This is a genomic window from Streptomyces sp. NPDC057939 (genome assembly GCF_042887545.1).
In the GTDB taxonomy this organism is placed as follows: Bacteria; Actinomycetota; Actinomycetes; order Streptomycetales; family Streptomycetaceae; genus Streptomyces.
In genome coordinates, this window is sequence record NZ_JBHVPG010000035.1 from 18,470 (window position 1) to 42,111 (window position 23,642).

Genomic DNA, 23,642 nt, shown 5'->3' on the forward strand with positions numbered 1-23,642 from the left:
GCCGGGGGGTGTCGGCGGCAGCGCCTAGCATGGCTGTACGAGAAGGGGGGCGCCGCATGACCGACCACAGCCCAGAACCGAGGGACCCGTGGGCGCCGCCCGAGCAGTCCGCGGCGAACCCGGGCAGGACGCCGGCGACCCCGGGCGGGCGGCCCGTGCCGCCCGTGCCACCGGTGCACGAGCAGGTGACGATGACCGGGATACCCGGCGCGCCCGGCCCCTCCGGGTACGCCGCGCCCGCGCCCCACGAGCCGCCCCCGCCCTCCGGGTACGGACCCGGGCCGACGCCCGCCTACGGGTACCCGGCGCAGCCGGATCCGGCGGGCCCGGCCTACCCGGCCGGAGCGGGGTACGCCTACCCCGGGTACGCGGCGCCCCCGGCCGCCGGGCCCCCCGGGTACGCGTACGCGGCCGCGCCCGGGTACGCGTACCCGCCGCAGGGCCCGCCCGCGAGCAGCGGCATGGCGGTGACCGCGCTCGTGCTCGGCATCGCCTCGGTGGTGCTCTGCGTGACCATGGTCGGCTCGATCGCCCTGGGCATAGCCGCGGTCGTCTTCGGCGCGCTGGGGTGGGGGAAGGCGAGCCGCGGTCAGGCCGGCGGTGGCGGCATGGCCATGGCCGGCGTCATCCTCGGGTCCGTGGGCATCGTCCTGGGCCTCGTCATGACCCTGCTCGTCCTGTTCGACACCACCGACGACTCGGGCGAGCTCGACGGAGGCGACCCGCCCTCGGTCTCGCAGGTCCGCGAGCGCGTCTGACCGCTCCGGATCCGGCGCCCACGGTTCCGGCCGGAACGGCTCACCCCGCGGGGCGGGGTCAGTCCGGGACGGCCGACAGCAGGGTCGGCACCATGTGCGGGCCGTCCGGGGCGCTCCGCGCGAGCGGCACCCACGTGAGCCCGACCATCCGGGGGCAGGCGCACTCCAGGTCGCCGTCCACCCCGAGGCGGGGCTCCCCGGGCGCCACCTCGACCCGGAAGCAGGAGGTCCAGCCCGAGGGGTAGGGGGCCTCGTACGCGTACCGCACCTCCAGGGCGCGCAGGCCGGTCTCCTCGGCCACCTCCCGGCGCACGGCCGTCTCCAGGTCCTCGCCGACCTCCACGCCACCGCCGGGCAGGGTCCAGTACTCCGGTCCGTCGTGCAGGCCGGACGGCCCCCTGCCGCGCTCGCGGACCATCAGGACGCACCCGTCCCGGATGATGACGGCGGCCACCCGCTGCCGCGGCCGCCCGGTCACCCGGTGCCTTCGCGCAGCCGCTCCCGGGCTGCCATCAGGGCGAACCCCAACAGGTTCAGGCCGCGCCAGCGCGCGGGGTCCAATGCCCGCTCGTCGTCGGCGGCGAGTCCGATGCCCCAGACGCGGTCCATCGGGCTCGCCTCGACCAGCACCCGCGAGCCGGTGCCCAGCAGGTAGGAGCGCAGGGCCGGGTCCGAGCCGAACTTGTGGACGCTGCCCTCGACGACCAGCGCGAACCGCTCCCGCGCCCATATCGCGTCGTCGAAGCCGCGCACCGACCGCCCGACCGCCTTCGCCTGCGCGGGGGTCCCGGCCCCCAGCGCGGCCCGCTCCGCCTCCGGGTCCTCGAACAGCCGAGCCTTGCCGGCCATCATCCAGTGCTCGGCGGTGGGATACCGGACGTCACCCACAGTGAAAGCGGACGGCCACCACTGACTCAAGCAGCTCGGCCCCAGCCGCCCGTCCGGTGTCGGCCGGTGCCCCCAGAACGGCAGGTACTTGACCTTCTCACCGCGCCTGACCTGCTCGATCAACTTGTCGACCATCTCCATGCACGCGAGTCTGACAGTCACCACTGACACTTCGTACGGGATTTCGGGCGTGCCTCGACACATGGTCGACCGATTCCGTCGCGTAATCAAAAGGCAACAACGGAATCCCTTGGCGGAGGGGAACACCTCTGCCAGGATCGGCACTCAATTCGAGCTGTAGCTACGGAGAGCGTGAGAGCGTGATGGGTAACCGCTTCCAGGTTAAGGACCGCTTCGCAGACGGCGCGCAGTACATCGACGGGCAGCTCAGGTCCGGTACCTCGGGCCGTTCGCACACCGTCGTCGATCCGGCCACCGGTGAGGACGTCCTCACCTACGAACTGGCCGGGACGGCGGACGTCGACGCGGCCGTCGCCGCCGCCAAGCGCGCCTTCCCCGTGTGGTCGGGCGCCACCCCGGGCGAGCGTTCGGACGCCCTGCACCGGCTGGCCGCCGTACTGGCCGAACAGGCGGAGGACTTCGCGCACGCGGAGTCCCTGCAGTGCGGGAAGCCGCTCAAGCTGTCCACGGAGTTCGACGTACCGGGGACCATCGACAACACCGCCTTCTTCGCGGGCGCCGCCCGCCACCTCCAGGGCCAGGCGGCCGCCGAGTACTCGGGCGACCACACCTCGTACGTACGCCGCGAGGCCATCGGTGTCGTCGGCTCCATCGCCCCCTGGAACTATCCGCTCCAGATGGCCGCCTGGAAGATCCTGCCGGCCATCGCCGCGGGCAACACGATCGTCCTGAAGCCCGCCGAGCTGACCCCGCTGACCTCCCTGATGTTCGCCCAGGCGGCGAAGGAGGCGGGACTGCCCGACGGCGTGATCAACATCGTCACCGGGGCCGGCCGGGACGCGGGCGAGCACCTGGTGGGCCACCCCGACGTGGTCATGACGTCCTTCACAGGCTCCACCGCCGTCGGCAAGCGGGTCGCGGAGATCGCCACCTCCACCGTCAAGCGACTCCACCTGGAGCTCGGCGGCAAGGCGCCCTTCCTCGTCTTCGACGACGCCGACCTGGAGGCCGCCGCCCACGGCGCGGTCGCCGCCTCGCTCATCAACACCGGCCAGGACTGCACCGCGGCCACCCGCGCCTACGTCCAGCGGCCCCTGCACGACGCCTTCGTCGCCCGCGTCGCGGAGCTGATGGAAACCGTCCGCCTGGGCGACCCCTTCGCGCCCGGCACCGACCTCGGCCCGCTGGTCTCGCACGCCCAGCGCGACCGGGTCGCCGCCTTCGTGGAGCGGGCCCGCGCGTACGCCACCGTCGTGACCGGCGGCGAGGTCCCGGTCGGCGAACTCGCCGCGGGCGCGTACTACCGGCCGACGCTCATCAGCGGCGCCGCGCAGGACAGCGAGGTCGTCCAGTCCGAGATCTTCGGCCCGGTCCTGGTCGTGCTGCCGTTCGACACCGACGACGAGGGCCTCGACCTGGCCAACGACACCCCCTACGGGCTCGCCGCGTCCGCCTGGACCCGCGACCTGTACCGGGCGAACCGGGCCACCCGCGAGATGAAGGCGGGCTGCGTCTGGGTCAACGACCACATCCCGATCATCAGCGAGATGCCGCACGGAGGCTACAAGGCGAGCGGCTTCGGCAAGGACATGAGCTCGTACTCGTTCGAGGAGTACACGCAGGTCAAGCATGTGATGTACGACAACACCGCGGTCGCCGCGAAGGACTGGCACCGCACGATCTTCGGGGACCGATAGCCGAGTACCGCCCGACCGGCGGCACACCCATCCCGAAAGGGCATTGCGCATGGAGCAGTTCGAGCCCGACCGTCTCTCGGCGGCGCAACTCGCCGCGATGCGACGCAGTCTGACCAGCGGGCGCGGCGCCCTCACCCGCCGCTCCCTGCTGCGCGCGTCCGGAGTCGGCGCGCTCACCCTCGGAGGTCTGTCCGCCCTCACCGCCTGCGGGATCCCGCCCGCCAAGCGGGAGGGCGACACGGCGGCGGCCTCCGACGACCGCTCGGCGCAGGAGAAGGAGCTCAACTTCTCCAACTGGACCGAGTACATGGACACCAGCGACGACGAGAAGAGCCGTCCGACCCTGGACGAGTTCACCAAGCGCACCGGAATCAAGGTCAAGTACACCGAGGACATCAACGACAACGTCGAGTTCTTCGGCAAGGTCCGCCCGCAGTTGGCCGCGGGCCAGGACACCGGCCGAGACCTGATCGTCGTCACCGACTGGCTCGCCGCCCGCATCATCCGGCTGGGCTGGGCCCAGAAGCTGGACCCGGCGAACCTGCCGCACGCCTACGCCAACCTGATCCCGCAGTTCCGCAGCCCCGACTGGGACCCGGGCCGCTCCTACAGCTACCCCTGGACCGGCATCGACACCGTCATCGCCTACAACTCCAAGGCCACCGACGGGAAGACGGTCGACTCCGTCACCCAGATGCTGGACGACCCCACCCTCAAGGGCCGCGTCGGCTTCCTCACCGAGATGCGCGACAGCGTCGGCATGACCCTCCTCGACCAGGGCAAGAACCCGGCGAACTTCACCACCGCCGACTTCGACGGGGCGATCGGCCGGCTCCAGAAGGGCGTGGACACCAAGCAGATCCGCCGCTTCACCGGCAACGACTACACGGCCGACCTCGACAAGGGCGACCTCGCCGCCTGCCTCGCCTGGGCGGGCGACGTCATCCAGCTCCAGGCCGGCAACCCGGACATCAAGTACGCCATCCCGGCCCCCGGTTACATCACTTCGAGCGACAACCTGCTGGTCCCCGCCAAGGCCCGGCACAAGGCCAACGCCGAGAAGCTCATCGACTTCTACTACGAGCCCCCGATCGCCGCCCAGCTCGCCGCCTTCATCAGCTACGTCTGCCCGGTCGAAGGCGTCAAGGAAGAGCTCGCGAAGATCGATCCCGCGCTCGCGGACAACCCGCTGATCGTCCCGGACAAGGCGATGGCCGCCAAGGCCCACGCCTTCCGCTCCCTGACGAGCGAGGAAGAGACCGCGTACGAGGAGAAGTTCGCCAAGCTCATCGGCGCCTGACGGATCCGCCTCCCGCACGGTGCACCGCCTCCCGCACCCGTGCCTCCCGCCCCTTCCGACGAGACCACCGAAGGCCCAGGCCCATGACTGACAAGACCGCGAGCGGGGACGTCCGCCTCGCCGGGATCAGCAAGCACTACGGATCCTTCACCGCAGTGCACCCGCTGGACCTCACCATCCCCCAGGGCTCCTTCTTCGCCCTGCTCGGCGCCTCGGGCTGCGGGAAGACCACCACCCTGCGCATGATCGCCGGCCTGGAGGAGCCCTCCACCGGCACGGTCAGCCTCGGCGAACGCGAGGTCACGCACCTGCCGCCGTACAAGCGCCCCGTCAACACGGTCTTCCAGAGCTACGCGCTGTTCCCCCACCTCAACATCTTCGAGAACGTCGCGTTCGGTCTGCGCCGCCGGGGCGTGAAGTCCGTCAAGAAGCAGGTCGACGACATGCTGGAGCTGGTCCAGCTCGGCCAGTTCGCGCAGCGCAAGCCCCACCAGCTGTCCGGCGGCCAGCAGCAGCGCGTCGCCGTCGGCCGGGCCCTCATCAACCACCCCCAGGTGCTGCTCCTCGACGAGCCGCTCGGCGCCCTCGACCTCAAGCTGCGCCGCCAGATGCAACTGGAGCTCAAGCGCATCCAGACCGAGGTCGGCATCACCTTCGTCCACGTCACGCACGACCAGGAGGAGGCCATGACCATGGCCGACACGGTCGCCGTGATGAACGGCGGCCGCGTCGAGCAACTGGGCGCCCCCGCCGAGCTCTACGAGAACCCCCGGACCACCTTCGTCGCCAACTTCCTCGGCACTTCCAACCTCATCGAGGCGCAGGTGCTGGAGGCGGGATCCGCCGACGTCACCGTCGGCTCGGCCGGCACCCGGCTCAGGCTGCCCGCCGCACGATGTTCGACCACGCCCCGCGCGGGCGGAAAGCTCCTGGTCGGCGTCCGCCCGGAGAAGATCTCCCTGGTCCACGCGGACGACGAGCACACCATCGCCGCGGGCCGCAACACCATCGCCGGCCGCATCGCGGACTCCTCCTTCATCGGCGTCTCCACCCAGTACGTCATCGACAGCCCGGTCTGCCCGGAACTGGAGGTGTACGCGCAGAACATCGAACGCGACGCCCGCCTGGTCCCCGGCGCCGAGGTCGTCCTCCACTGGAACCCGGAGCACACCTTCGGCCTGGACGCCGGTCAGTCCCTGCTTGCCGGGACGACGGGCGACGCCGGCGTCGAGACCGTCGAGGAGAGCGCGTGAGCGCCACCGCCGCGCCGCCCCAGGCGCCCGCCCCGGCCGCAGCGGAGCCGCCGGTGCACAAGCCCTCGCTGCGCAAGCGACTCGTCCCGTACTGGCTGCTGCTCCCCGGCATCCTGTGGCTGCTCGTCTTCTTCGTGCTGCCGATGGTCTACCAGGCCTCCACCTCCGTGCAGACCGGATCCCTCGAAGAGGGCTTCAAGGTCACCTGGCACTTCAGCACGTACTGGGACGCCTTCACCGAGTACTACCCGCAGTTCCTGCGCTCCCTGCTCTACGCGGGCACCGCGACCGCGCTGTGCCTGCTGCTCGGATATCCGCTGGCCTACCTGATCGCCTTCAAGGCCGGACGCTGGCGGGGACTCCTGCTGGTGCTCGTCATCGCCCCGTTCTTCACCAGCTTCCTGATCCGCACCCTGGCCTGGAAGACGATCCTGGCGGACGGCGGGCCGGTGGTCTCCGTCCTCAACGGCATCGGCTTCCTCGACGTCACCAGCTGGCTCGGCATGACCGAGGGGGAGCGGGTCCTCGCCACCCCGCTCGCGGTCGTCTGCGGTCTGACGTACAACTTCCTGCCGTTCATGATCCTGCCGCTGTACACCTCGCTGGAGCGCATCGACACCCGCCTCCACGAGGCCGCCGGCGACCTGTACGCCCGCCCGGCGACGGTGTTCCGCAAGGTGACCTTCCCGCTGTCGATGCCCGGCGTCGTCTCGGGGACCCTGCTGACCTTCATCCCGGCGAGCGGCGACTACGTGAACGCCGAACTGCTCGGCTCCACGGACACCCGGATGATCGGCAACGTCATCCAGTCGCAGTACCTGCGGATCCTCGACTACCCCACAGCGGCCGCGCTGTCCTTCATCCTCATGGCCATCGTGCTGATCATGGTGACCATCTACATCCGCCGAGCGGGAACGGAGGACCTGGTCTGATGAACAAGCCCCTGGCCTGGCTGCGCCGTCATCTCGTCGTCATCGCGGGACTGTGCACGCTCTCCTACCTGATCCTGCCGAACCTCGTCGTCACGCTGTTCTCCTTCAACAACCCCACCGGCCGGTTCAACTACTCCTGGCAGGAGTTCTCGCTCGACGCCTGGAAGGACCCCTGCGGCGTCGCCGACCTGTGCGGCTCCCTGGCCCTGTCCCTCCAGATCGCCCTGTGGGCCACCATCGGCGCGACCGTCCTCGGCACCGCCATAGCCTTCGCGCTCGTGCGCTACCGGTTCCGGGCGCGCGGCGCGGTCAACTCGCTGATCTTCCTGCCGATGGCCATGCCGGAGATCGTGATGGCCGCCTCGCTCCTCGCGCTCTTCCTCAACATGGGCATCCGCCTGGGCTTCTGGACCATCCTGATCGCCCACGTCATGTTCTGCCTGAGCTTCGTCGTCGCCGCCGTCAAGGCGCGCGTGCTGTCCATGGACCCGCGCCTGGAGGAAGCCGCACGCGACCTCTACGCCGGCCCGGTGCAGACGTTCCTGCGGGTCACTCTGCCCATCGCGGCGCCCGGCATCGCGGCGGGAGCGCTGCTCTCCTTCGCGCTCTCGTTCGACGACTTCATCATCACCAACTTCAACTCGGGCAACACCGTCACCTTCCCCATGTTCGTGTGGGGATCGGCCCAGCGCGGTACGCCCGTGCAGATCAACGTCATCGGCACGGCGATGTTCGTCATCGCGGTGCTGGTGGTCCTCGCCGGCCAGATGGTCGGCAACCGCCGCAAGAAGGCGCAACCGAAGTAGACCCCTGTAGGGAGTTGGAAGACATGGCCCCAGTCGCCATGCGTAGTGTCGCGAACTCACTTTCCGAAGCGAAGCCCGTCCCGTACTGGCTCGACGACCCCGGCAAGCCCGCCCCGCAGCCCGCCCTCACCTCCGACGAGCGCTGCGACCTGCTCGTCATCGGCGGCGGCTACAGCGGCCTGTGGACCGCGCTGCTCGCCAAGGAGCGCGACCCCGGCCGGGACGTCGTCCTGATCGAGAGCAAGGAGGCGGGCTGGGCCGCCTCCGGGCGCAACGGCGGTTTCTGCGCCGCCTCCCTCACGCACGGCTTCGCCAACGGGCTGGCCCGCTGGCCCAAGGACCTGGCCAAGCTGGAGGAGCTGGGCGCCCGCAACCTCGACGCCATCGAGGAGGCCGTCGCCCGCTACGACATCGACTGCGACTTCGAGCGCACCGGCGAGATCGACGTGGCGACCGAACCGCACCAGGTCGAGGAACTGCGCGAGCTCCACGAGGAGGCCCGCCGCCTCGGCCTCGGCGACGGCTCCGAATGGCTGGAAGGCGACGCCCTGCGGGCCGAGGTCAACTCGCCGACCTTCCTCGCCGGCCTGTGGGACCGCGACGGCGTCGCCATGCTCAACCCGGCGAAGCTGGCCTGGGGCCTCAAGCGGGCCTGCCTCGACCTCGGCGTACGGATCTACGAGAACACCCGCGGCCTGAGGATGTCCCCGGCCGGGGCCGGGATGACCGTGGAGACCCCGTACGGGGTGATCCTGGCGCGCCGGGTCGCGCTCGGCACCAACATCTTCCCGTCGCTGGTCAAGCGGATCCGGCCGTTCACGGTCCCGGTCTACGACTACGCGCTGATGACCGAGCCCCTGACGCAGGAGCAGCTCGCCGCCATCGGCTGGCGGAACCGGCAGGGGCTGGGCGACAGCGCCAACCAGTTCCACTACTTCCGCATCACCCGGGACCACCGCATCCTGTGGGGCGGCTACGACGCCATCTACCCCTACCGGGGCAAGCTCGACTCCGAGTACGACCACCGCCCCGAGACCTACCTCAAGCTCGCGGAGCACTTCTTCACCGCCTTCCCGCAGCTGGAAGGGGTCAGATTCAGCCATGCCTGGGGCGGTGCCATCGACACCTGCTCACGGTTCTCCGCCTTCTTCGGCACCGCGCACTCGGGGAAGGTCGCCTACGCGGCCGGGTACACCGGTCTGGGCGTGGGCGCCACGCGCTTCGGCGCGGACGTGATGCTCGACCTGCTGGACGGCGTCCCCACCGAACGCACCCGGCTGGAGATGGTGCGCTCCAAGCCGCTGCCGTTCCCGCCCGAGCCCTTCGCCTGGACCGGCATCACCCTCACGAAGTGGTCGCTGGCCCGCGCGGACGCCAAGGGCGGGCACCGCAACCTCTGGCTCAGGACCCTGGACAGGCTGGGCCTCGGGTTCGACAGCTGATCCGCGGCTGATCCGCGGGCGCGCCGGTCCGCGGCCCGCCGAGGCCGCGTCCGGCCGGTCCGCCTCGGCGGGCCCGACCGGACGATCAACGGATGAGCCCACCGCCGCACGCCGGGCGCACGCGCGATCACCGTGTGACCCGCTTCACCACCACGCGGTGACGCAACCCGCGTCATAGCCGGGCCCGGCCCCGCTCTCTCCCGGTGAGACCCCTCACCGCACGAGACGAACGGAGGCCGGGCGATGACGCTCGCGGGCACCAAGACGGCAGTGGAATGGCTGGTATCGGTGGCGCCGGATCCCGACGCCTGCCGCCGGGAGTGGGAGCGCAACCCCCTGGGGGTCACCCTCCTCCCGGCCGGCCGGAGCTGGGACGTGCTCATCCTCCCGGGGGAGCTGGGGCAGGCCGCCCTCGACGTGATGCACCGACTGCCCGGCGGACCGGGCCCGGTGCTGGCCGACTTCGGGGACTCCCGGGTCGGCTTCTTCGTACCGCCGGGGACGGCCTCGCGCTGGATCGGCACCGGCGTACGGGGAGCCGGATGCGGCACCTGGATCGTGGTCCCGTACCCCGGCAGGGCGACGGGCGGGGTCCGCTGGCTGGTGGTCCCGGACGGCAGCGGAACCCTCACCGACCCGGCCGTCCTGGAACTCGCCATGCACGAGGCGGCGGCGAGCGCGGCGGACGCCGCCGCGGGCGGTCCGCGGGAGCCGGAGGGTCGGAAGCCTTGACAAGCGCATTGGTCTGGACCATCTTGGGCGCCGCTGACCCCCTCCATCCCCCCATGCTCCGGAGGCAGTTGTGCGCAGAGCCTGGTCCATCCTTACGGCCGCCGCCCTGGCGGCGGCCGGCTTCCTCGCCGCGGGCCCGCCGGCCGCGGCGGCGGACGCCGATCTCGTACGCAACGGCGGCTTCGAGGCGGGCCTCGACGGCTGGAGCTGCTCCGGCGGCACCGGAGCCACCGTCACCAGTCCGGTCCACAGCGGGAGTTCGGCGCTCAGGGCGACCCCGGCCGGTCAGGACAACGCCCGCTGCTCCCAGACCGTCACCGTCAAGCCCGACTCGACGTACACGCTCGCCGCCTGGGTCCAGGGCGCCTACGTCTACCTCGGGGCGACCGGCACGGGCACCACCGACACCTCGGTCTGGACCCAGAGCGCGGGCGCCTGGAAGCAGCTCACCACGGCCTTCCGCACCGGCCCCTCGACCACCTCGGTGACCGTGTACACCCACGGTTGGTACGGGCAGCCCGCCCACCACACCGACGGCGTCACCCTGATCGGCCCGGACCCCGGCGGCCCGGGCCAACCCCAGCCGCCGGCCGCCCCCACCGGCCTGACCGCGACCGTCGGCTCCGCCGGATCGGTGGCCCTCACCTGGGCCTCGGTCCCCGGAGCCACCTCCTACCGGATCCACCGCGCGGGCGCCGAGCCGCAGACCGCCTCCGGCACCTCGGCCACGGTCACCGGGCTCGCCCCCGCCACCACGCACACCTTCCAGGTCAGCGCCGTGAACGCGGCGGGCGAGTCCCCGCGCAGCGCCCCCGCCTCCGCCACCACGCCCCCCGACGGCGGCGGCCCGGGCGGCCCCGGCCTGCCCGCGCACGCCCTCGTCGGCTACCTCCACGCGAGCTTCGCCAACGGCTCCGGCTACGTGCGCATGGCCGACGTCCCCGCCTCCTGGGACGTCATCAACCTCGCCTTCGGCGAGCCGACGTCCGTGACCTCGGGCGACATCCGCTTCCAGCTGTGCCCCGTCGCCGAGTGCCCGAACGTCGAGTCCCCGGCCGAGTTCAAGGCCGCCATCAAGGCCAAGCAGGCCGCGGGCAAGAAGGTCCTGATCTCGATCGGCGGCCAGAACGGCCAGGTCCAGCTCGCCACCACCGCGGCCCGCGACGCCTTCGTCACGTCCGTCGGCAGGATCATCGACGAGTACGGACTCGACGGACTCGACATCGACTTCGAGGGCCACTCCCTCTCCCTCGCCACCGGCGACACCGACTTCCGCGCCCCCACCACCCCCGTGATCGTCAACCTGATCGCCGCGGTGAAGACCCTCAAGGCCAAGTACGGCCCGGACTTCGTCCTGACCATGGCCCCCGAGACGTTCTTCGTGCAGCTCGGCCACCAGTTCTACGGTTCCGGCCCCTGGGGCGGCCAGGACCCGCGCGCCGGCGCCTACCTCCCGGTCATCCACGCCCTGCGCGACGACCTGACCCTGCTCCACGTCCAGGACTACAACTCCGGGCCGATCATGGGCCTCGACAACCAGTACCACTCCATGGGCGGCGCCGACTTCCACATCGCCATGAACGACATGCTGCTCACGGGCTTCCCCGTCGCCGGCAACACCGCCCGCGTCTTCCCGCCCCTGCGGCCCGACCAGGTCGCCATCGGCCTCCCGGCGACCACGAACGCCGGCAACGGCCACACCTCCCCGGCGGAGGTCAACAAGGCGCTGGACTGCCTCACGAAGAAGCAGAACTGCGGCGGCTACCAGACCCACGGCACCTGGCCGGCCCTGCGGGGCCTGATGACCTGGTCCATCAACTGGGACCGCTTCGGCGGCTGGGAGTTCAGCCGGAACTTCGACTCCTACTTCGGCGGCTGACCCGGGCCGCCGACGCCGCGCGTGCGTCCACCCCGGCCCACCGCCCGGTGGACGCACGCGAGGAGCGGGGCGCACAGCAGGAGGCTGGCCAGGACGTCCAGGGGCCAGTGGAAGCCGCGCAGGATCAGACCCGTCGCGGTCAGGGCGGTCAGGGCGGCCGCGAGGGGCAGGGGCCAACGGCGGCGCGCGTACGGGGCGACGAGCAGGGCCGCGCCCACGTAGGCCGTCAGGGCGGTGGCCGTGTGGCCCGAGGGGAAGTAGCCGGCGGCCCAGGGCTCCAGCGGGCCCGGCCTGGCGGTCCACTCCTTGAGCGGAATGACGAGGGCCGGCACCGAGACCATCGCCACGGCGGCCGCGAGCGGCCCGCGGCGGTCCCCGCGGTACAGGGCGTACGCGATGGCGACGAGCAGGACCGGCAGGGCGACGGGCACGTTCCCGAGGTCCGCGAGGGCTTCGGTGACCGCGTCGGGGACCGTGCGGACGAGCGCGCGGCTCAGCTCCCGATCAGGTGCGAGCAGCGGGCCGGTCACCAGGACCTGCCAGGTGATCAGGGCGAAGAGGAGGGGGCACAGGCCCACGAGGAGGAGGATGGCCGGCCGTCCCGGAACAGGGGGGATGGTTCCGGGACGGCCGCCCGGATCGGGTTGCCGCGCGCCCCGGGGGGTTTGGGGCGGACGGCCGTCCGATCGGTGAGGAGTGTGCGCGAACGCATACCCAGTACGGCGCTGGGGAAGCCCGGTACTGGTGTCGTCCTCGGTTTCCCGCGAACGGTCTGTCTCACTCATCTGCAGAAACCGTACGCCAACGGAAGGGGGGCCGACAGCGGGAACGCGCTCCCGCCATCGGCCCCGCACAGCTTCTTCACAGTGCCCGACCGTTACCGCCGGTAGGGTCGGGATGTTGCGACCGGACGTTCTAGCCGTTCGCTCAAGTGCCCGTGAAGCGGATGCCCGTGGATCCGATGCCCGTGGATCGGATCCGCGGGGATCAGATCCCCGCGAACGCGGTCTCCAGGATGTCCAGGCCCTCGTTCAGCAGGTCCTCGCCGATGACGATCGGCGGGAGGAAGCGGAGCACGTTGCCGTAGGTGCCGCAGGTGAGGACGAGCAGGCCCTCGGCGTGGCAGGCCTTGGCGAGCGCGCCGGCCGCCTCCGGGTTCGGGGTCTTGGACGCGGGGTCCTGGACCAGCTCGATCGCGATCATGGCGCCGCGGCCGCGGATGTCGCCGATGATGTCGTACTTCTCCTGCATGGCCGTCAGGCGGGACTTCATGACGGACTCGATCTTCTTCGCCGCGGCGTTGAGGTCGAGCTCCTTCATGGTCTCGATGGAACCGAGCGCACCCGCGCACGCCACCGGGTTGCCGCCGTAGGTGCCGCCCAGACCGCCGCCGTGGACGGAGTCCATCATCTCGGCGCGGCCCGTCACGGCGGCGAGCGGCAGACCGCCCGCGATGCCCTTGGCGGTGGTGATCAGGTCGGGGACGATGCCCTCGTCCTCGCACGCGAACCACTGGCCGGTACGGCAGAAGCCGGACTGGATCTCGTCGGCGACGAAGACGATGCCGTTGTCGTTGGCGAACTTCACGATCGCCGGCAGGAAGCCCTTGGCCGGCTCGATGAAGCCGCCCTCGCCGAGGACCGGCTCGATGATGATCGCGGCGACGTTGTCGGCGCCGATCTGCTTGCTGATCTGGTCGATCGCCTGCGCGGCGGCCTCGGGGCCGCAGTTCTCGGCGCCGGTGGGCCAGCGGTAGCCGTAGGCGACCGGGACGCGGTAGACCTCGGGGGCGAACGGACCGAAGCCCTGCTTGTACGGCATGTTCTTCGAGGTCAGCGCCATCGTCAGGTTCGTACGGCCGTGGTAGCCGTGGTCGAAGACGACGACCGCCTGGCGCTTGGTGTACGAACGGGCGATCTTGACGGCGTTCTCGACGGCCTCGGCGCCGGAGTTGAACAGCGCCGACTTCTTCGCGTGGTCACCCGGGGTCAGCTCGGCGAGGGCCTCGCAGACCTCGACGTAGCCCTCGTAGGGGGTGACCATGAAACAGGTGTGCGTGAAGTCGGCGAGCTGCGCGGAGGCGCGGCGCACGACGGCCTCGGCGGAGGCGCCGACCGAGGTCACGGCGATGCCGGAACCGAAGTCGATCAGGCGGTTGCCGTCGACGTCCTCGATGATCCCGCCGCCCGCGCGGGCCGTGAACACGGGCAGCACGGAGCCCACGCCGCCGGCCACCGTCGAAAGGCGGCGGGCCTGCAGCTCCTGCGACTTGGGGCCGGGGATCGCGGTGACGATGCGGCGCTCCTGCGGGACAGCGGTCATAGGGGGCTCCTGGGGGGTGTTTTCGGACGCACTTGTGTCTTTGTCCGCAGGTTAGGTCCGGGGGAGGGGGTAAGGCATGCTCCGTTCGGGAGTGGTGCCGGCGTGTCCTTGTCCGCGACGGCCATAGGACGCGACCCGCCGGTGTCTCGTGGATCATGCCCGGCCACGGGCCGAAGGCCCCGGCCGGGCACTAGATTGAGCGCCGCAGCGCAGCGCACGGCACGGGTAGGGGGCAGGGGTTCATGGACACCGACGGTGCGTACGACGGACAGGCGACCCGCGCGGGGCAGGTGCCGCGGCCGGCGGGGGCGCCGGATGGGGCGCCGCCGATGCCGACGAGGCCTCCGGCGGTGCGGGGATCCGGTGCGGCTTCGCCGTTGGTCGACTGGCTCCGTACGCCGAGGCCCTTGGCGGATCCGGGGGTCTGGCGGCCGGGATACCACCCCCGTCAGGGGGTCCAGGAGGAACCCGCCGCCGACCGTGCGCTGCTGAGCGGTGCGGTCATCTCGTTTCTGGCGTGCGTGCTCATCTGGTCGCTGCTGAGCAACAACTACATTCCCTACACGGACCTGCCCCTCAAGCTCTTCACCCCCCGGGACTGGTGGGAACTGCGGGGTGGTCCGGCGGACGGGCGTGGTGTCGCCGCGCTGCAGGCTTACATGACGCTGGTGACGGTCCTGTTGGTGATTTGGTTCAGCCGCCTCGGTTCCTGGCGCCTTGCCTTCGTCCGGCTGGTCGCCGCGCGCGGGCGCAGGGCCAGGGTCCTGGGTGCGGCCGCGGGGGCTCTTTTCGTCCTGCTGCTCATCTGGACGAGGACGCTGCCGCTGCTCGGTCTCGTCGCGGATCATCTGCCGTACCAGGACATGAGTGCGGGCACGGTCACCCTGGTGGGCAACCTGTCCTACCTCGTGGTTTCAGCGCCGATCATCGTGTACTTCCTCCGGCTCGCCCGGGTGCCCCTGCCGCCCGGCCCGGGCGGAGCGGACACCACAGCCCCCGCGGCGGTGATGGCGAACCCCTCCGACGACCCCCTCGCATGGGTCGAGCTGCGGGAAGCCGGGCTTGGGGATGTTGCCGATCGGCTTGGGGGGGAGGTCGTCGGTGGGGGGATGAATGACGTCGACTACGTGCGGATCCGGCGGGCCTGGGAGTCCGTGCGGGTCGAGCCGTCGCGGCGGCAGGCGTTCGCGGAGGCCGTGCGGGACAACGGGGCCGCCGCCTGCGTGCACCCGTCCGGGGCCCGGGACCTGCCGGTGCGGGTCGCCCGGCACGACCTGCTGGCGCGGCAGGTGCTGCTCGGGACCGTCGAGGACGGCGAGCGCAACCCCTACGCCCGACGCGGCACCTCCCTGGCCCTCGACCCCGGGGTGCTCGGCACCTCCCTCCTCGCCGTGGGGCCCTCCGGCAGCGGCAAGACCTCCCGGCTCGTGCGGCCGGTCGTCGAGAGCCTGGCCCTGCAGGCGCTGGCCGGGCAGGTCGCCTTCGTCGCCGTCGGCGCGGCCGGGGCGCAGCTCGGGCCGGACGCGGCGTACGACGTCGTCGTCCGCGTCGGGGATCCCGGTTCCCTCTACGACCTCGACCTCTACGGCGGCGCCGTGGACCCCGACGAGGCCGCCACCCTCCTCGCCGAGGCCTTCGTCGGGGACGTGCCCGGCGTCGACGTGCGCCGCGCCGCCACCGCGCTCGCGCAGCTGCTGGGGCCGTTCCACGCCGCCCACGGCCGGTTCCCCGCCGTGCCCGAGCTGCGCGAGCTGCTCGACGGGTTGCCGCCCGCCCTCGCCGCGCTCCGGCGGGCGCTGGAGGCCGCCGAGGGTGCCGAGGGCGTCGGGCGGCACGCCATGCTCCGCGAGCTCGACGCGCGGGCCCGCCAGCACGGGGCCCACGGAGACCCCGGCCCGGCGCTCGCGGACCGGCTCGCCCTCCTCGACCGGCCCGCGTTCGCCGGGTTCTTCGACACCGGCGGCCAGAGCCGGCCGTTCTCGATGCGCGCCCTGGAACACCCGATCCGGGTCCGCGTCGACCTCCCCGAGCGCGGCCACGCCGACGCCTCGCGGATGCTGTCCCGGCTGCTCCTCGCCCAGTTCAACGCGGCCGCCGCGGCCCGTGGCGACCGTTCGCTCTTCGCCTTCCTCGCCCTCGACGACGCCTCGCACACGCTGACCCCGGAGACCGTGCGCGGCGTACAGCGGCTGCGGTCCGCGAACGCCGGGGTGCTGTTGACCCTGCGCACCCTGGACGACGTACCGGAGGGCCTGCGCACCCCGCTGCTCGGCGCGGTGGGCTGCCGGATGGCCTTCTCCGGGGTCACGACCTGGGACGGCAAGCGCTTCGCCGAGGCGTGGGGCACCGAGTGGGTCGAGACCCGTGACGTGACGCACCGGACCGTCTTCGCCGACCAGCCGCTGACCCGGGCCATCCACGCCTTCCGCAAGCTCGTCACCGGCAAGGCCGTCACCACGGACGCGGTGACCGTGCGCCAGGTGGAGCGCGAACGCTGGTCGGCCTCCGACCTCGCGCACGCCGTGCCGCCCGGCTGCGCGGTGCTGTCGTTGACCTCCGTACGCGGGGAACGGGCCGCTCCGCTGCTGCTGCGACTGGCCGGGAAGGGCTGAGCGAACCCGTACGGGGTGGCAGAATCGGAAGAGTCGTTCATACGACACGGCGAAAACCCCGATACCCGCCCTCCCGCGTTAGGCACCTGGTACCCGATGCCGCTCACCCTCGCCTCGCTCGTCCAGCACTCGGCGCTCAAGCTCAGCGTCCGGGCCGGTGAGACCCGGCTCGACACGCCCGTGCGCTGGGCCCACGTCAGCGAGCTGGCCGACCCCGTCCCCTACATGGAGGGCGGCGAGCTGCTGCTGGTCACCGCCATGAAGCTGGACGCGGACGACCCCGAGGAGATGCGGCGCTACGTGCGCCGGCTCGCGGCGGCCGGTGTCGTCGGCATCGGCTTCGCCGTCGGGGTGAACTACGACGCCGTTCCCGACGCGCTCGTCGAGGCCGCCCGGGAGGAGGACCTGCCGCTGCTGGAGGTGCCGCGCCGGACCCCGTTCCTGGCCATCAGCAAGGCCGTGTCGGCCGCGCTCGCCGCCGACCAGTACCGGGCCGTGACGGCCGGCTTCGAGGCGCAGCGCGAGCTGACCCGGGCCGCCCTGTCCGCCGACGGGCCCGCCGAGCTCCTGTCGAAGCTCGCCGCGCACGTCCACGGCTGGGCCGCGCTGTACGACACCTCCGGCGCGGTCGTCGCCGCCGCCCCCGACTGGGCCGCGCGCCGCGCCGCCCGGCTCACCCCCGACGTGGAGCGCCTGCGGGAGCGGCCCGCGCCCGCGAGCGCGGTCGTGGGCGGCTCCGAGGACCGGGTGGAACTCCAGTCCCTGGGCACGGGGCGCCGGGCCCGGGGCGCGCTCGCCGTCGGTACGGGCGCCCCGCTGGGCACCGCCGAGCGGTACGCGGTGCACTCGGCCGTCGCCCTGCTGACGCTGACCACGGAACGCTCGCGGTCGCTGCACGACGCGGAGTCCCGCCTCGGCGCGGCCGTGCTGCGGATGTTGCTGGAGGGGCAGGCGGAGCAGGCCCGGGCGGTGGCCGGGGACCTGTACGGGGCCCTGCTGGAGGCGCCGTTCCGGATCGTCACGGCCGAGCCGGCGCTGCCGGGGACGGCGCAGCCCGAGGGGCTCGCGCTGCTCGCCGACGCCGTGGAGTCGGCGGCTGCGCGGACCGGCGAGGCGCTGCTGGTCGTCCCGGAGGAGGGGCGGCTCGTGGTGCTCGCCGCCGACGGGGGGTCCGCCGTACAGGCGTGCGCCGACCACGCGGAGGCCCTGGAGGCCCGGCGCGGCCGCGACGCGACCGGACCCGAGCCGGACGAGCTGGTGGTGGGCCTGTCGGCGCCCGCGGCCGCGACGGGGGTGGCCGCCGCCTTCAAGCAGGCGGACCAGGCCCTCGCCGTGGCCCGGCGGCGGGGCCGGCCGATGGTGGAGCACGAGGACCTCGCGGCGGGCTCCGTCCTGCCGCTGCTCGCGGACGACGCCGTACGGGCCTTCGCGGACGGCACCCTCAGGGCGCTGCGGGAGCACGACGCGACCGGCCGCGGGGACCTGGTGGCCTCGCTCCAGGCGTGGCTCTCCCGCCACGGCCAGTGGGACGCCGCGGCGGCCGACCTGGGCGTCCACCGGCACACGCTGCGGTACCGGATGAAGCGGGTCGAGGAGATCCTCGGGCGTTCCCTGGACGACCCGGACGTCCGGATGGAACTGTGGCTCGCCCTCAAGGCCGCCACCCCCGCCGCCTGAGCCCCGAGCCCCGTCCCGCCCACCCCGTCCCGTCCGCCCCACCCCGCCCGACCACCCGCGCGCGACCGCTCCGCACGCCCGGTCCGGCCCACGACACTGACAAACCGGCGAAGCCGGACAGGTCGCCGCTCCACGTCGGATAAACAAGGAAACCCCGACGGCGTCCTACCGTGGTGGGGACAGGACCCGCCTCCGGCTGCCGCTGCGAGGTACCCCCGCACAATCCGAAGGGCCGGGATTCGCATGACCTCCACCCACGCCTTCTGGCTCGCCGGCCGCCAGGCCTCCGGCGAGGACAGCTTCGACGTCCACAACCCGTGGGACGGCCGGCTCGTCGGTACCGTCAGCGTGCCGACCGACGCCCAGGTCGAAGAGGCCGTGGCCGCGGCGCACGCCGTGACGGCGGAGTTCTCCGCCACCCCCGCCCACGTACGTGCGGCGGCCCTGGACCACGTGTCGCGCCGCCTCGCCGAGCGCACCGAGGAGATCGCCCAGCTGATCTCCGCCGAGAACGGCAAGCCGGTCAAGTGGGCCCGCGGCGAGGTCGGCCGTGCGGTGTCCGTGTTCCGCTTCGCGGCCGAGGAGGCCCGTCGCTTCAACGGCGGAGAGGCCCAGCGCCTGGACACCGACGCCGGTGGCGTCGGCCGGCTGGCCCTGACCCGCCGCTTCGTCAAGGGCCCCGTCCTCGGCATCGCGCCCTTCAACTTCCCGCTGAACCTGTGCGCCCACAAGGTGGCCCCGGCCATCGCCGTCGGCGCGCCGATCATCCTGAAGCCGGCCCCGGCCACCCCGCTCTCCGGGCTGATCCTCGGTGAGCTGCTCGCCGAGACCGACCTCCCGGCCGGTTCCTGGTCGGTCCTGCCGGTCGCCAACGAGAAGATGCCGGCGCTGGTCAAGGACGAGCGCCTGCCCGTCATCTCCTTCACCGGCTCCGACACCGTCGGCTACGCCATCCAGCAGTCGGTGCCGCACAAGCACTGCACCCTGGAGCTCGGCGGCAACGCCGCGGCCGTCGTCCTCGCCGACTGGTCCTCCGAGGCCGACCTCGAATGGGCCGCGACCCGCATCGCGACCTTCTCGAACTACCAGGCCGGCCAGTCCTGCATCTCCGTGCAGCGCGTGATCGCCGACGCCTCCGTCTACGACCGCCTCGCCGAGAAGGTCGTCGCGAAGGTCCGCGAGCAGGTCACCGGTGACCCCTCCGACTCCGCCACCGACGTCGGCCCCCTCGTCTCCGAGGACGCCGCCAAGCGCGTCGAGGCCTGGGTCGACGAGGCCGTCGCCGCCGGCGCGAAGCTGCTCACGGGCGGCAAGCGCGACGGCGCCACCGTCGAGCCGACCGTCATCGCGGACGTCCCGGCCGGCGTGAAGCTCGCCACCGAGGAGGTCTTCGGTCCGGTCCTGACCCTGCTGCGCGTCGAGGACACCGACGAGGCCTTCGCCGCCGTCAACGACTCGAAGTTCGGTCTCCAGACCGGTGTCTTCACCCGCGACATCCAGGTCGCCTTCCGCGCCCACCGCGAGCTGGAGGTCGGCGGCGTGATCATCGGCGACGCGCCCTCCTACCGGGCCGACCAGATGCCGTACGGCGGCGTCAAGCAGTCCGGCGTGGGCCGCGAGGGCGTCCGCTACGCGATGGACGACTACACCTACGAGCGCGTCCTGGTCCTGACCGGCCTCGACATCTGATCTCGTACGGTCCCAGACCGACGGCCGGAGCCTACTGTGCGGGGGCTCCGGCCGTCCCCTTTTCCCGGACGGCCCACGCGGCCTTTTCCCGCGCCCCGGAATCGGGTACGACTCACAGGTAGCACCGATCGGTAGTGTCCCGATGCGGCGAGGTGAGTACCCGGATGTCGGCAACACAGCCCGTACGGCCCGTACAGCCCAAGGTGACCGAGCGCGAGGCGCGGCAGGTCGCGGAAGCGGCCCGGGAGCAGGACTGGCGCAAGCCAAGTTTCGCCAAGGAGCTCTTCCTCGGCCGCTTCCGGCTCGATCTGATCCACCCCCACCCGCTCCCCGCGGACGAGGACGTCCGGCGCGGGGAGGCCTTCCTGGCCCGGCTGCGGGAGTTCTGCGAGGCGATGCTCGCCGACGGAACCGCCGCCCGGATCGAACGGGAGGCGAGGATCCCGGACGAGACGGTCCGCGGGCTCAAGGAGCTCGGCGCCCTCGGCATGAAGATCGACCCCAAGTACGGGGGCCTCGGCCTCACCCAGGTCTACTACAACAAGGCGCTCGCCCTCGTCGGCTCGGTGAGCCCGGCCATCGGCGCACTGCTCTCCGCGCACCAGTCGATCGGCGTGCCCCAGCCGCTGAAGATGTTCGGGACGCAAGAACAGAAGGACGCCTACCTCCCGCGCTGCGCCACCACCGCCATCAGCGCCTTCCTGCTCACCGAGCCCGACGTGGGCTCCGACCCGGCGCGCCTGGCCACCACGGCCGTCCCGGACGGGGACGACGCGTACGTCCTCGACGGCGTGAAGCTGTGGACCACGAACGGGGTCGTCGCGGACCTGCTCGTCGTGATGGCCCGCGTCCCGAAGGGCGAGGACCACCGGGGCGGGATCACCGCCTTCGTCGTCGAGGCCGACTCGCCCGGCATCACCGTGGAGCACCGCAACGCCTTCATGGGCCTGCGCGGCCTGGAGAACGGCGTCACCCGCTTCCACGGCGTCCGCGTGCCCGCCGCCCAGCGGATCGGCGCCGAGGGCGCCGGCCTCAAGATCGCCCTGACCACCCTGAACACCGGCCGACTGTCGCTGCCCGCGATGTGCGTCGGCGCCGGCAAGTGGTGCCTGAAGATCGCCCGGGAATGGTCCGGGGTCCGCGAGCAGTGGGGTCGCCCGGTCGCCCGGCACGAGGCCGTCGGCGCCAAGATCTCCTTCATCGCCGCCACCACCTTCGCCCTCGAAGCGGTCGTCGACCTGGCCTCGCAGATGGCCGACGAGGACCGCAACGACATCCGCATCGAAGCGGCCCTCGCCAAGCTGTACGGCTCCGAGATGGCCTGCCTGATGGCCGACGAGCTCGTCCAGATCCGCGGCGGCCGCGGGTTCGAGACCGCCGAGTCGCTGGCCGCGCGCGGCGAGCGGGCCGTCCCGGCCGAGCAGATGCTCCGCGACCTGAGGATCAACCGGATCTTCGAGGGCTCGACCGAGATCATGCACCTGCTCATCGCCCGCGAGGCCGTCGACGCCCACCTCGCCGTCGCCGGCGACATCATCGACCCCGAGAAGGACCTCGGCGACAAGGCCCGGGCGGGCGCCCGCGCGGCCGGCTTCTACGCCCGCTGGCTGCCCCAACTGGCCACCGGAGCCGGTCAACTTCCGGGCACCTACCGAGACTTCCATCCGACCGGCCACCCCGACCTGGCGACCCACCTGCGCTACGTCGAACGCGGCTCCCGCAAACTCGCCCGCTCGACGTTCTACGCGATGTCCCGCTGGCAGGGCCGCATGGAGACCAAACAGAACTTCCTCGGCCGCATCGTCGACATCGGCGCCGAACTCTTCGCGATGAGCGCGGCCTGCGTGCGCGCAGAACACCTGAGGGCGACCGGCGACCACGGACGCGAGGCCTACCAGCTCGCCGACGCCTTCTGCCGCCAGTCCCGGGTCCGCGTCGAGGAGCTCTTCGGCCGGCTCTGGTCCAACACCGACGACCTCGACCGCAAGGTCGTCGAAGGGGTCCTCGGCGGCGCCTACACCTGGCTGGAGGAGGGCGTCCTGGACCCCTCGGGTGACGGCCCCTGGATCGCGGACGCCACTCCGGGCCCGTCCGTGCACGAAAACGTCCACCGCCCCCTACGCTGACCTGCCATCATCGGCAGTAGCCCGGACTGATGTACGACCCCGGGCGCAGGTACGAGCGCGAGGCGGGCGAGGACGATGCCGACGGCCGAGGAGGACCGGGTCAGCAGGCGGCTGGCCTGGTGCGTGGCCCACCTGCTGCGCCACGCGCCGCAGCAGGTGGTGGGCGAGCTGCTGGACCGGCTCGACGGGCCGACGCGCAAGTACCTGTGCCGCGACCAGTGGCTGCCCGCCTCGGCCGTCACCCTGCTGCTGCGCGGCGGCGCCGAGGCGGACCGGCACTACATCGCCCGCAACCCCCACGTCGTCGGCCGCCCGCTGCCGGGCCTGCCCGGCACGGCCCGGTACGCCGCCCGACCCGGCCCCTCCCCGGAACTGCTCCGGGCGACGGGACCGGAACCCCTCGACTCCGCCGGGCTGATCGCCCTGCTGCGCCGGCACGCCCGCCGACCCCGGGTCCCGCTCACCCTGCTGCGCATGCCGCACGACCTCGACCCCGAGCAGCTGCTGCGCGAGCACGCCCGCGCCCCGCTGCCGCCGGGAGCCGTGGAGGCCCTGCTGCTGACGGCCGGGCTGCCCCGGGAGGCCTGGCCCGCGCTGCTCGACGCCCGCGCGGGCGACCCGTACGGGCGCCACTGGTACCGGCCCGCCGTCCGCGCGGTCCGGTCCGGGCTGCTGACCTGCGACGAGATCGTCGCCCACGTGGCCCCCGCCGCCCGGACGCTGCTGCTGGGACACCTGCCCGTCACGCGCGGGCTGCGCTGGAGCCTGCCCGAGCAGGCCGAGATGCAGTCGGCGGTGCAGCGGGCCCTGCGGCCCGCGCTGGGGGAGGACCCGAGACTGTGGGCCGAGCTGCCGCGCCGGGCCCCCGGCTACCGGGGCACCCTGCCCGAGCTGGCCGCGGAACTGGCCGCCGACTCCCTGCCGCCGCTGGGCCTCGTACGGCACGACCCGGCGCTGGGCCGGGCCGTGCGCCGACTCGCCCCCGACACCGCCTCGGCGGAGCCGACGGGCGGCTGGGAGCGGGAGCTGGCCCTGGTCAGCCTCGCCGTCCCGATGGAGACCGTCGAGGAGGACGTCCGCTGGGTCCGCGACTGCCTGGACCGCGGCCTGATCACCGGCGCCGACGTGGTCCGGCACAAGGTCCCCGCCTGCTGGGCGTTGGACGAGGACCAGTGGCTCGGCGACATCGGCCACCCGGACCGCCACGACCGGCCGGCCGCCGTCCTCGCCGCCCGGGCGGAGGCCGACCGGTTGTTCGACGCCGCGCTCGGGAACGATCCGCGGGCCTGGTGGCGGGCGGCCCGCGCGCTCCCCGACTTCGCCGGAACGCTCCCCGAACTCCTCGCCCGCGTCACCGACGGGGACTCCGTGTCCAAGCGCTCCTGAGT

Annotated in this window: 18 protein-coding genes; 14 read left to right on the forward strand and 4 right to left on the reverse strand. The window is 72.5% G+C overall.

From position 1 onward, the window contains the following. The first annotated feature begins 56 nt into the window (after positions 1–56). Complete coding sequence (locus ACFVS6_RS29665) at positions 57–758, forward strand: DUF4190 domain-containing protein (RefSeq protein ID WP_389708606.1); 702 nt, start codon at positions 57–59, stop codon at positions 756–758. A 58-nt stretch (positions 759–816) separates the two neighbouring features. On the opposite strand, the gene ACFVS6_RS29670 is transcribed toward ACFVS6_RS29665, so the two are convergent. Both ACFVS6_RS29670 and ACFVS6_RS29675 read right to left on the reverse strand, forming a co-directional pair. Further along, positions 817–1,236: an NUDIX hydrolase gene (locus ACFVS6_RS29670; protein ID WP_389708608.1), complete on the reverse strand. Its 420-nt coding sequence runs from the start codon at positions 1,234–1,236 to the stop codon at positions 817–819. Further along, complete coding sequence (locus ACFVS6_RS29675) at positions 1,233–1,787, reverse strand: NADAR family protein (RefSeq protein ID WP_389708610.1); 555 nt, start codon at positions 1,785–1,787, stop codon at positions 1,233–1,235. Before ACFVS6_RS29675 ends, ACFVS6_RS29670 begins: the two co-directional genes overlap by 4 nt. Positions 1,788–1,969: 182 nt before the next feature. On the opposite strand from ACFVS6_RS29675, the gene ACFVS6_RS29680 reads away from it, so the two are divergent. The 8 genes from ACFVS6_RS29680 to ACFVS6_RS29715 all read left to right on the forward strand — a co-directional run bounded on the left by ACFVS6_RS29680 (position 1,970) and on the right by ACFVS6_RS29715 (position 11,828). Next, entirely contained in the window at positions 1,970–3,484 is a 1,515-nt protein-coding gene (locus tag ACFVS6_RS29680) for a gamma-aminobutyraldehyde dehydrogenase (RefSeq protein WP_389708694.1), read from the forward strand. 49 nt (positions 3,485–3,533) lie between these two features. Next, complete coding sequence (locus ACFVS6_RS29685; RefSeq protein ID WP_389708612.1) at positions 3,534–4,784, forward strand: spermidine/putrescine ABC transporter substrate-binding protein; 1,251 nt, start codon at positions 3,534–3,536, stop codon at positions 4,782–4,784. A gap of 83 nt (positions 4,785–4,867) precedes the next feature. After that, complete coding sequence (locus tag ACFVS6_RS29690) at positions 4,868–6,037, forward strand: ABC transporter ATP-binding protein (RefSeq protein ID WP_389708614.1); 1,170 nt, start codon at positions 4,868–4,870, stop codon at positions 6,035–6,037. Next, on the forward strand, positions 6,034–6,969 hold the full coding sequence (locus ACFVS6_RS29695) for an ABC transporter permease (RefSeq protein ID WP_389708616.1): 936 nt from the start codon (positions 6,034–6,036) through the stop codon (positions 6,967–6,969). The genes ACFVS6_RS29690 and ACFVS6_RS29695 overlap by 4 nt, the downstream gene beginning before the upstream one ends. Further along, on the forward strand, positions 6,969–7,775 hold the full coding sequence (locus tag ACFVS6_RS29700) for an ABC transporter permease (protein ID WP_281207335.1): 807 nt from the start codon (positions 6,969–6,971) through the stop codon (positions 7,773–7,775). Before ACFVS6_RS29695 ends, ACFVS6_RS29700 begins: the two co-directional genes overlap by 1 nt. Positions 7,776–7,798: 23 nt before the next feature. Then, positions 7,799–9,217, forward strand: a complete 1,419-nt coding sequence (locus ACFVS6_RS29705) for an NAD(P)/FAD-dependent oxidoreductase (RefSeq protein ID WP_389708618.1) — start codon at positions 7,799–7,801, stop codon at positions 9,215–9,217. A gap of 243 nt (positions 9,218–9,460) precedes the next feature. After that, the gene (locus tag ACFVS6_RS29710; protein WP_389708619.1) at positions 9,461–9,949 is read left to right on the forward strand and encodes a hypothetical protein; all 489 of its coding nucleotides are present in this window, start codon (positions 9,461–9,463) and stop codon (positions 9,947–9,949) included. A 70-nt stretch (positions 9,950–10,019) separates the two neighbouring features. Further along, complete coding sequence (locus tag ACFVS6_RS29715; RefSeq protein WP_389708621.1) at positions 10,020–11,828, forward strand: chitinase; 1,809 nt, start codon at positions 10,020–10,022, stop codon at positions 11,826–11,828. On the opposite strand, the gene ACFVS6_RS29720 is transcribed toward ACFVS6_RS29715, so the two are convergent. Continuing rightward, on the reverse strand, positions 11,813–12,406 hold the full coding sequence (locus ACFVS6_RS29720) for a phosphatase PAP2 family protein (protein WP_389708623.1): 594 nt from the start codon (positions 12,404–12,406) through the stop codon (positions 11,813–11,815). The genes ACFVS6_RS29715 and ACFVS6_RS29720 overlap by 16 nt on opposite strands. 409 nt (positions 12,407–12,815) lie before the next feature. Then, a complete protein-coding gene (gabT, locus tag ACFVS6_RS29725) occupies positions 12,816–14,150 on the reverse strand; it encodes a 4-aminobutyrate--2-oxoglutarate transaminase (RefSeq protein WP_389708624.1) in 1,335 nt (444 codons plus the stop codon). A 242-nt stretch (positions 14,151–14,392) separates the two neighbouring features. Between gabT and ACFVS6_RS29730 the strand changes: the two genes are divergently transcribed. From ACFVS6_RS29730 to ACFVS6_RS29750, 5 genes are all read left to right on the forward strand, one after another. Then, positions 14,393–16,762: an ATP/GTP-binding protein gene (locus ACFVS6_RS29730; RefSeq protein ID WP_389708626.1), complete on the forward strand. Its 2,370-nt coding sequence runs from the start codon at positions 14,393–14,395 to the stop codon at positions 16,760–16,762. A gap of 96 nt (positions 16,763–16,858) precedes the next feature. Next, positions 16,859–18,439 carry a PucR family transcriptional regulator gene (locus ACFVS6_RS29735; RefSeq protein WP_389708628.1) on the forward strand — a complete coding sequence of 527 codons (1,581 nt, stop codon included), beginning with the start codon at positions 16,859–16,861 and terminating at the stop codon, positions 18,437–18,439. Between the two features lie 243 nt (positions 18,440–18,682). Beyond that, positions 18,683–20,128: an aldehyde dehydrogenase family protein gene (locus tag ACFVS6_RS29740; protein WP_389708630.1), complete on the forward strand. Its 1,446-nt coding sequence runs from the start codon at positions 18,683–18,685 to the stop codon at positions 20,126–20,128. 164 nt (positions 20,129–20,292) lie between these two features. Further along, entirely contained in the window at positions 20,293–22,254 is a 1,962-nt protein-coding gene (locus ACFVS6_RS29745; protein WP_389708632.1) for an acyl-CoA dehydrogenase family protein, read from the forward strand. Positions 22,255–22,329: 75 nt separating this feature from the next. Further along, on the forward strand, positions 22,330–23,640 hold the full coding sequence (locus ACFVS6_RS29750) for a hypothetical protein (RefSeq protein WP_389708634.1): 1,311 nt from the start codon (positions 22,330–22,332) through the stop codon (positions 23,638–23,640). Positions 23,641–23,642 lie beyond the last annotated feature (2 nt).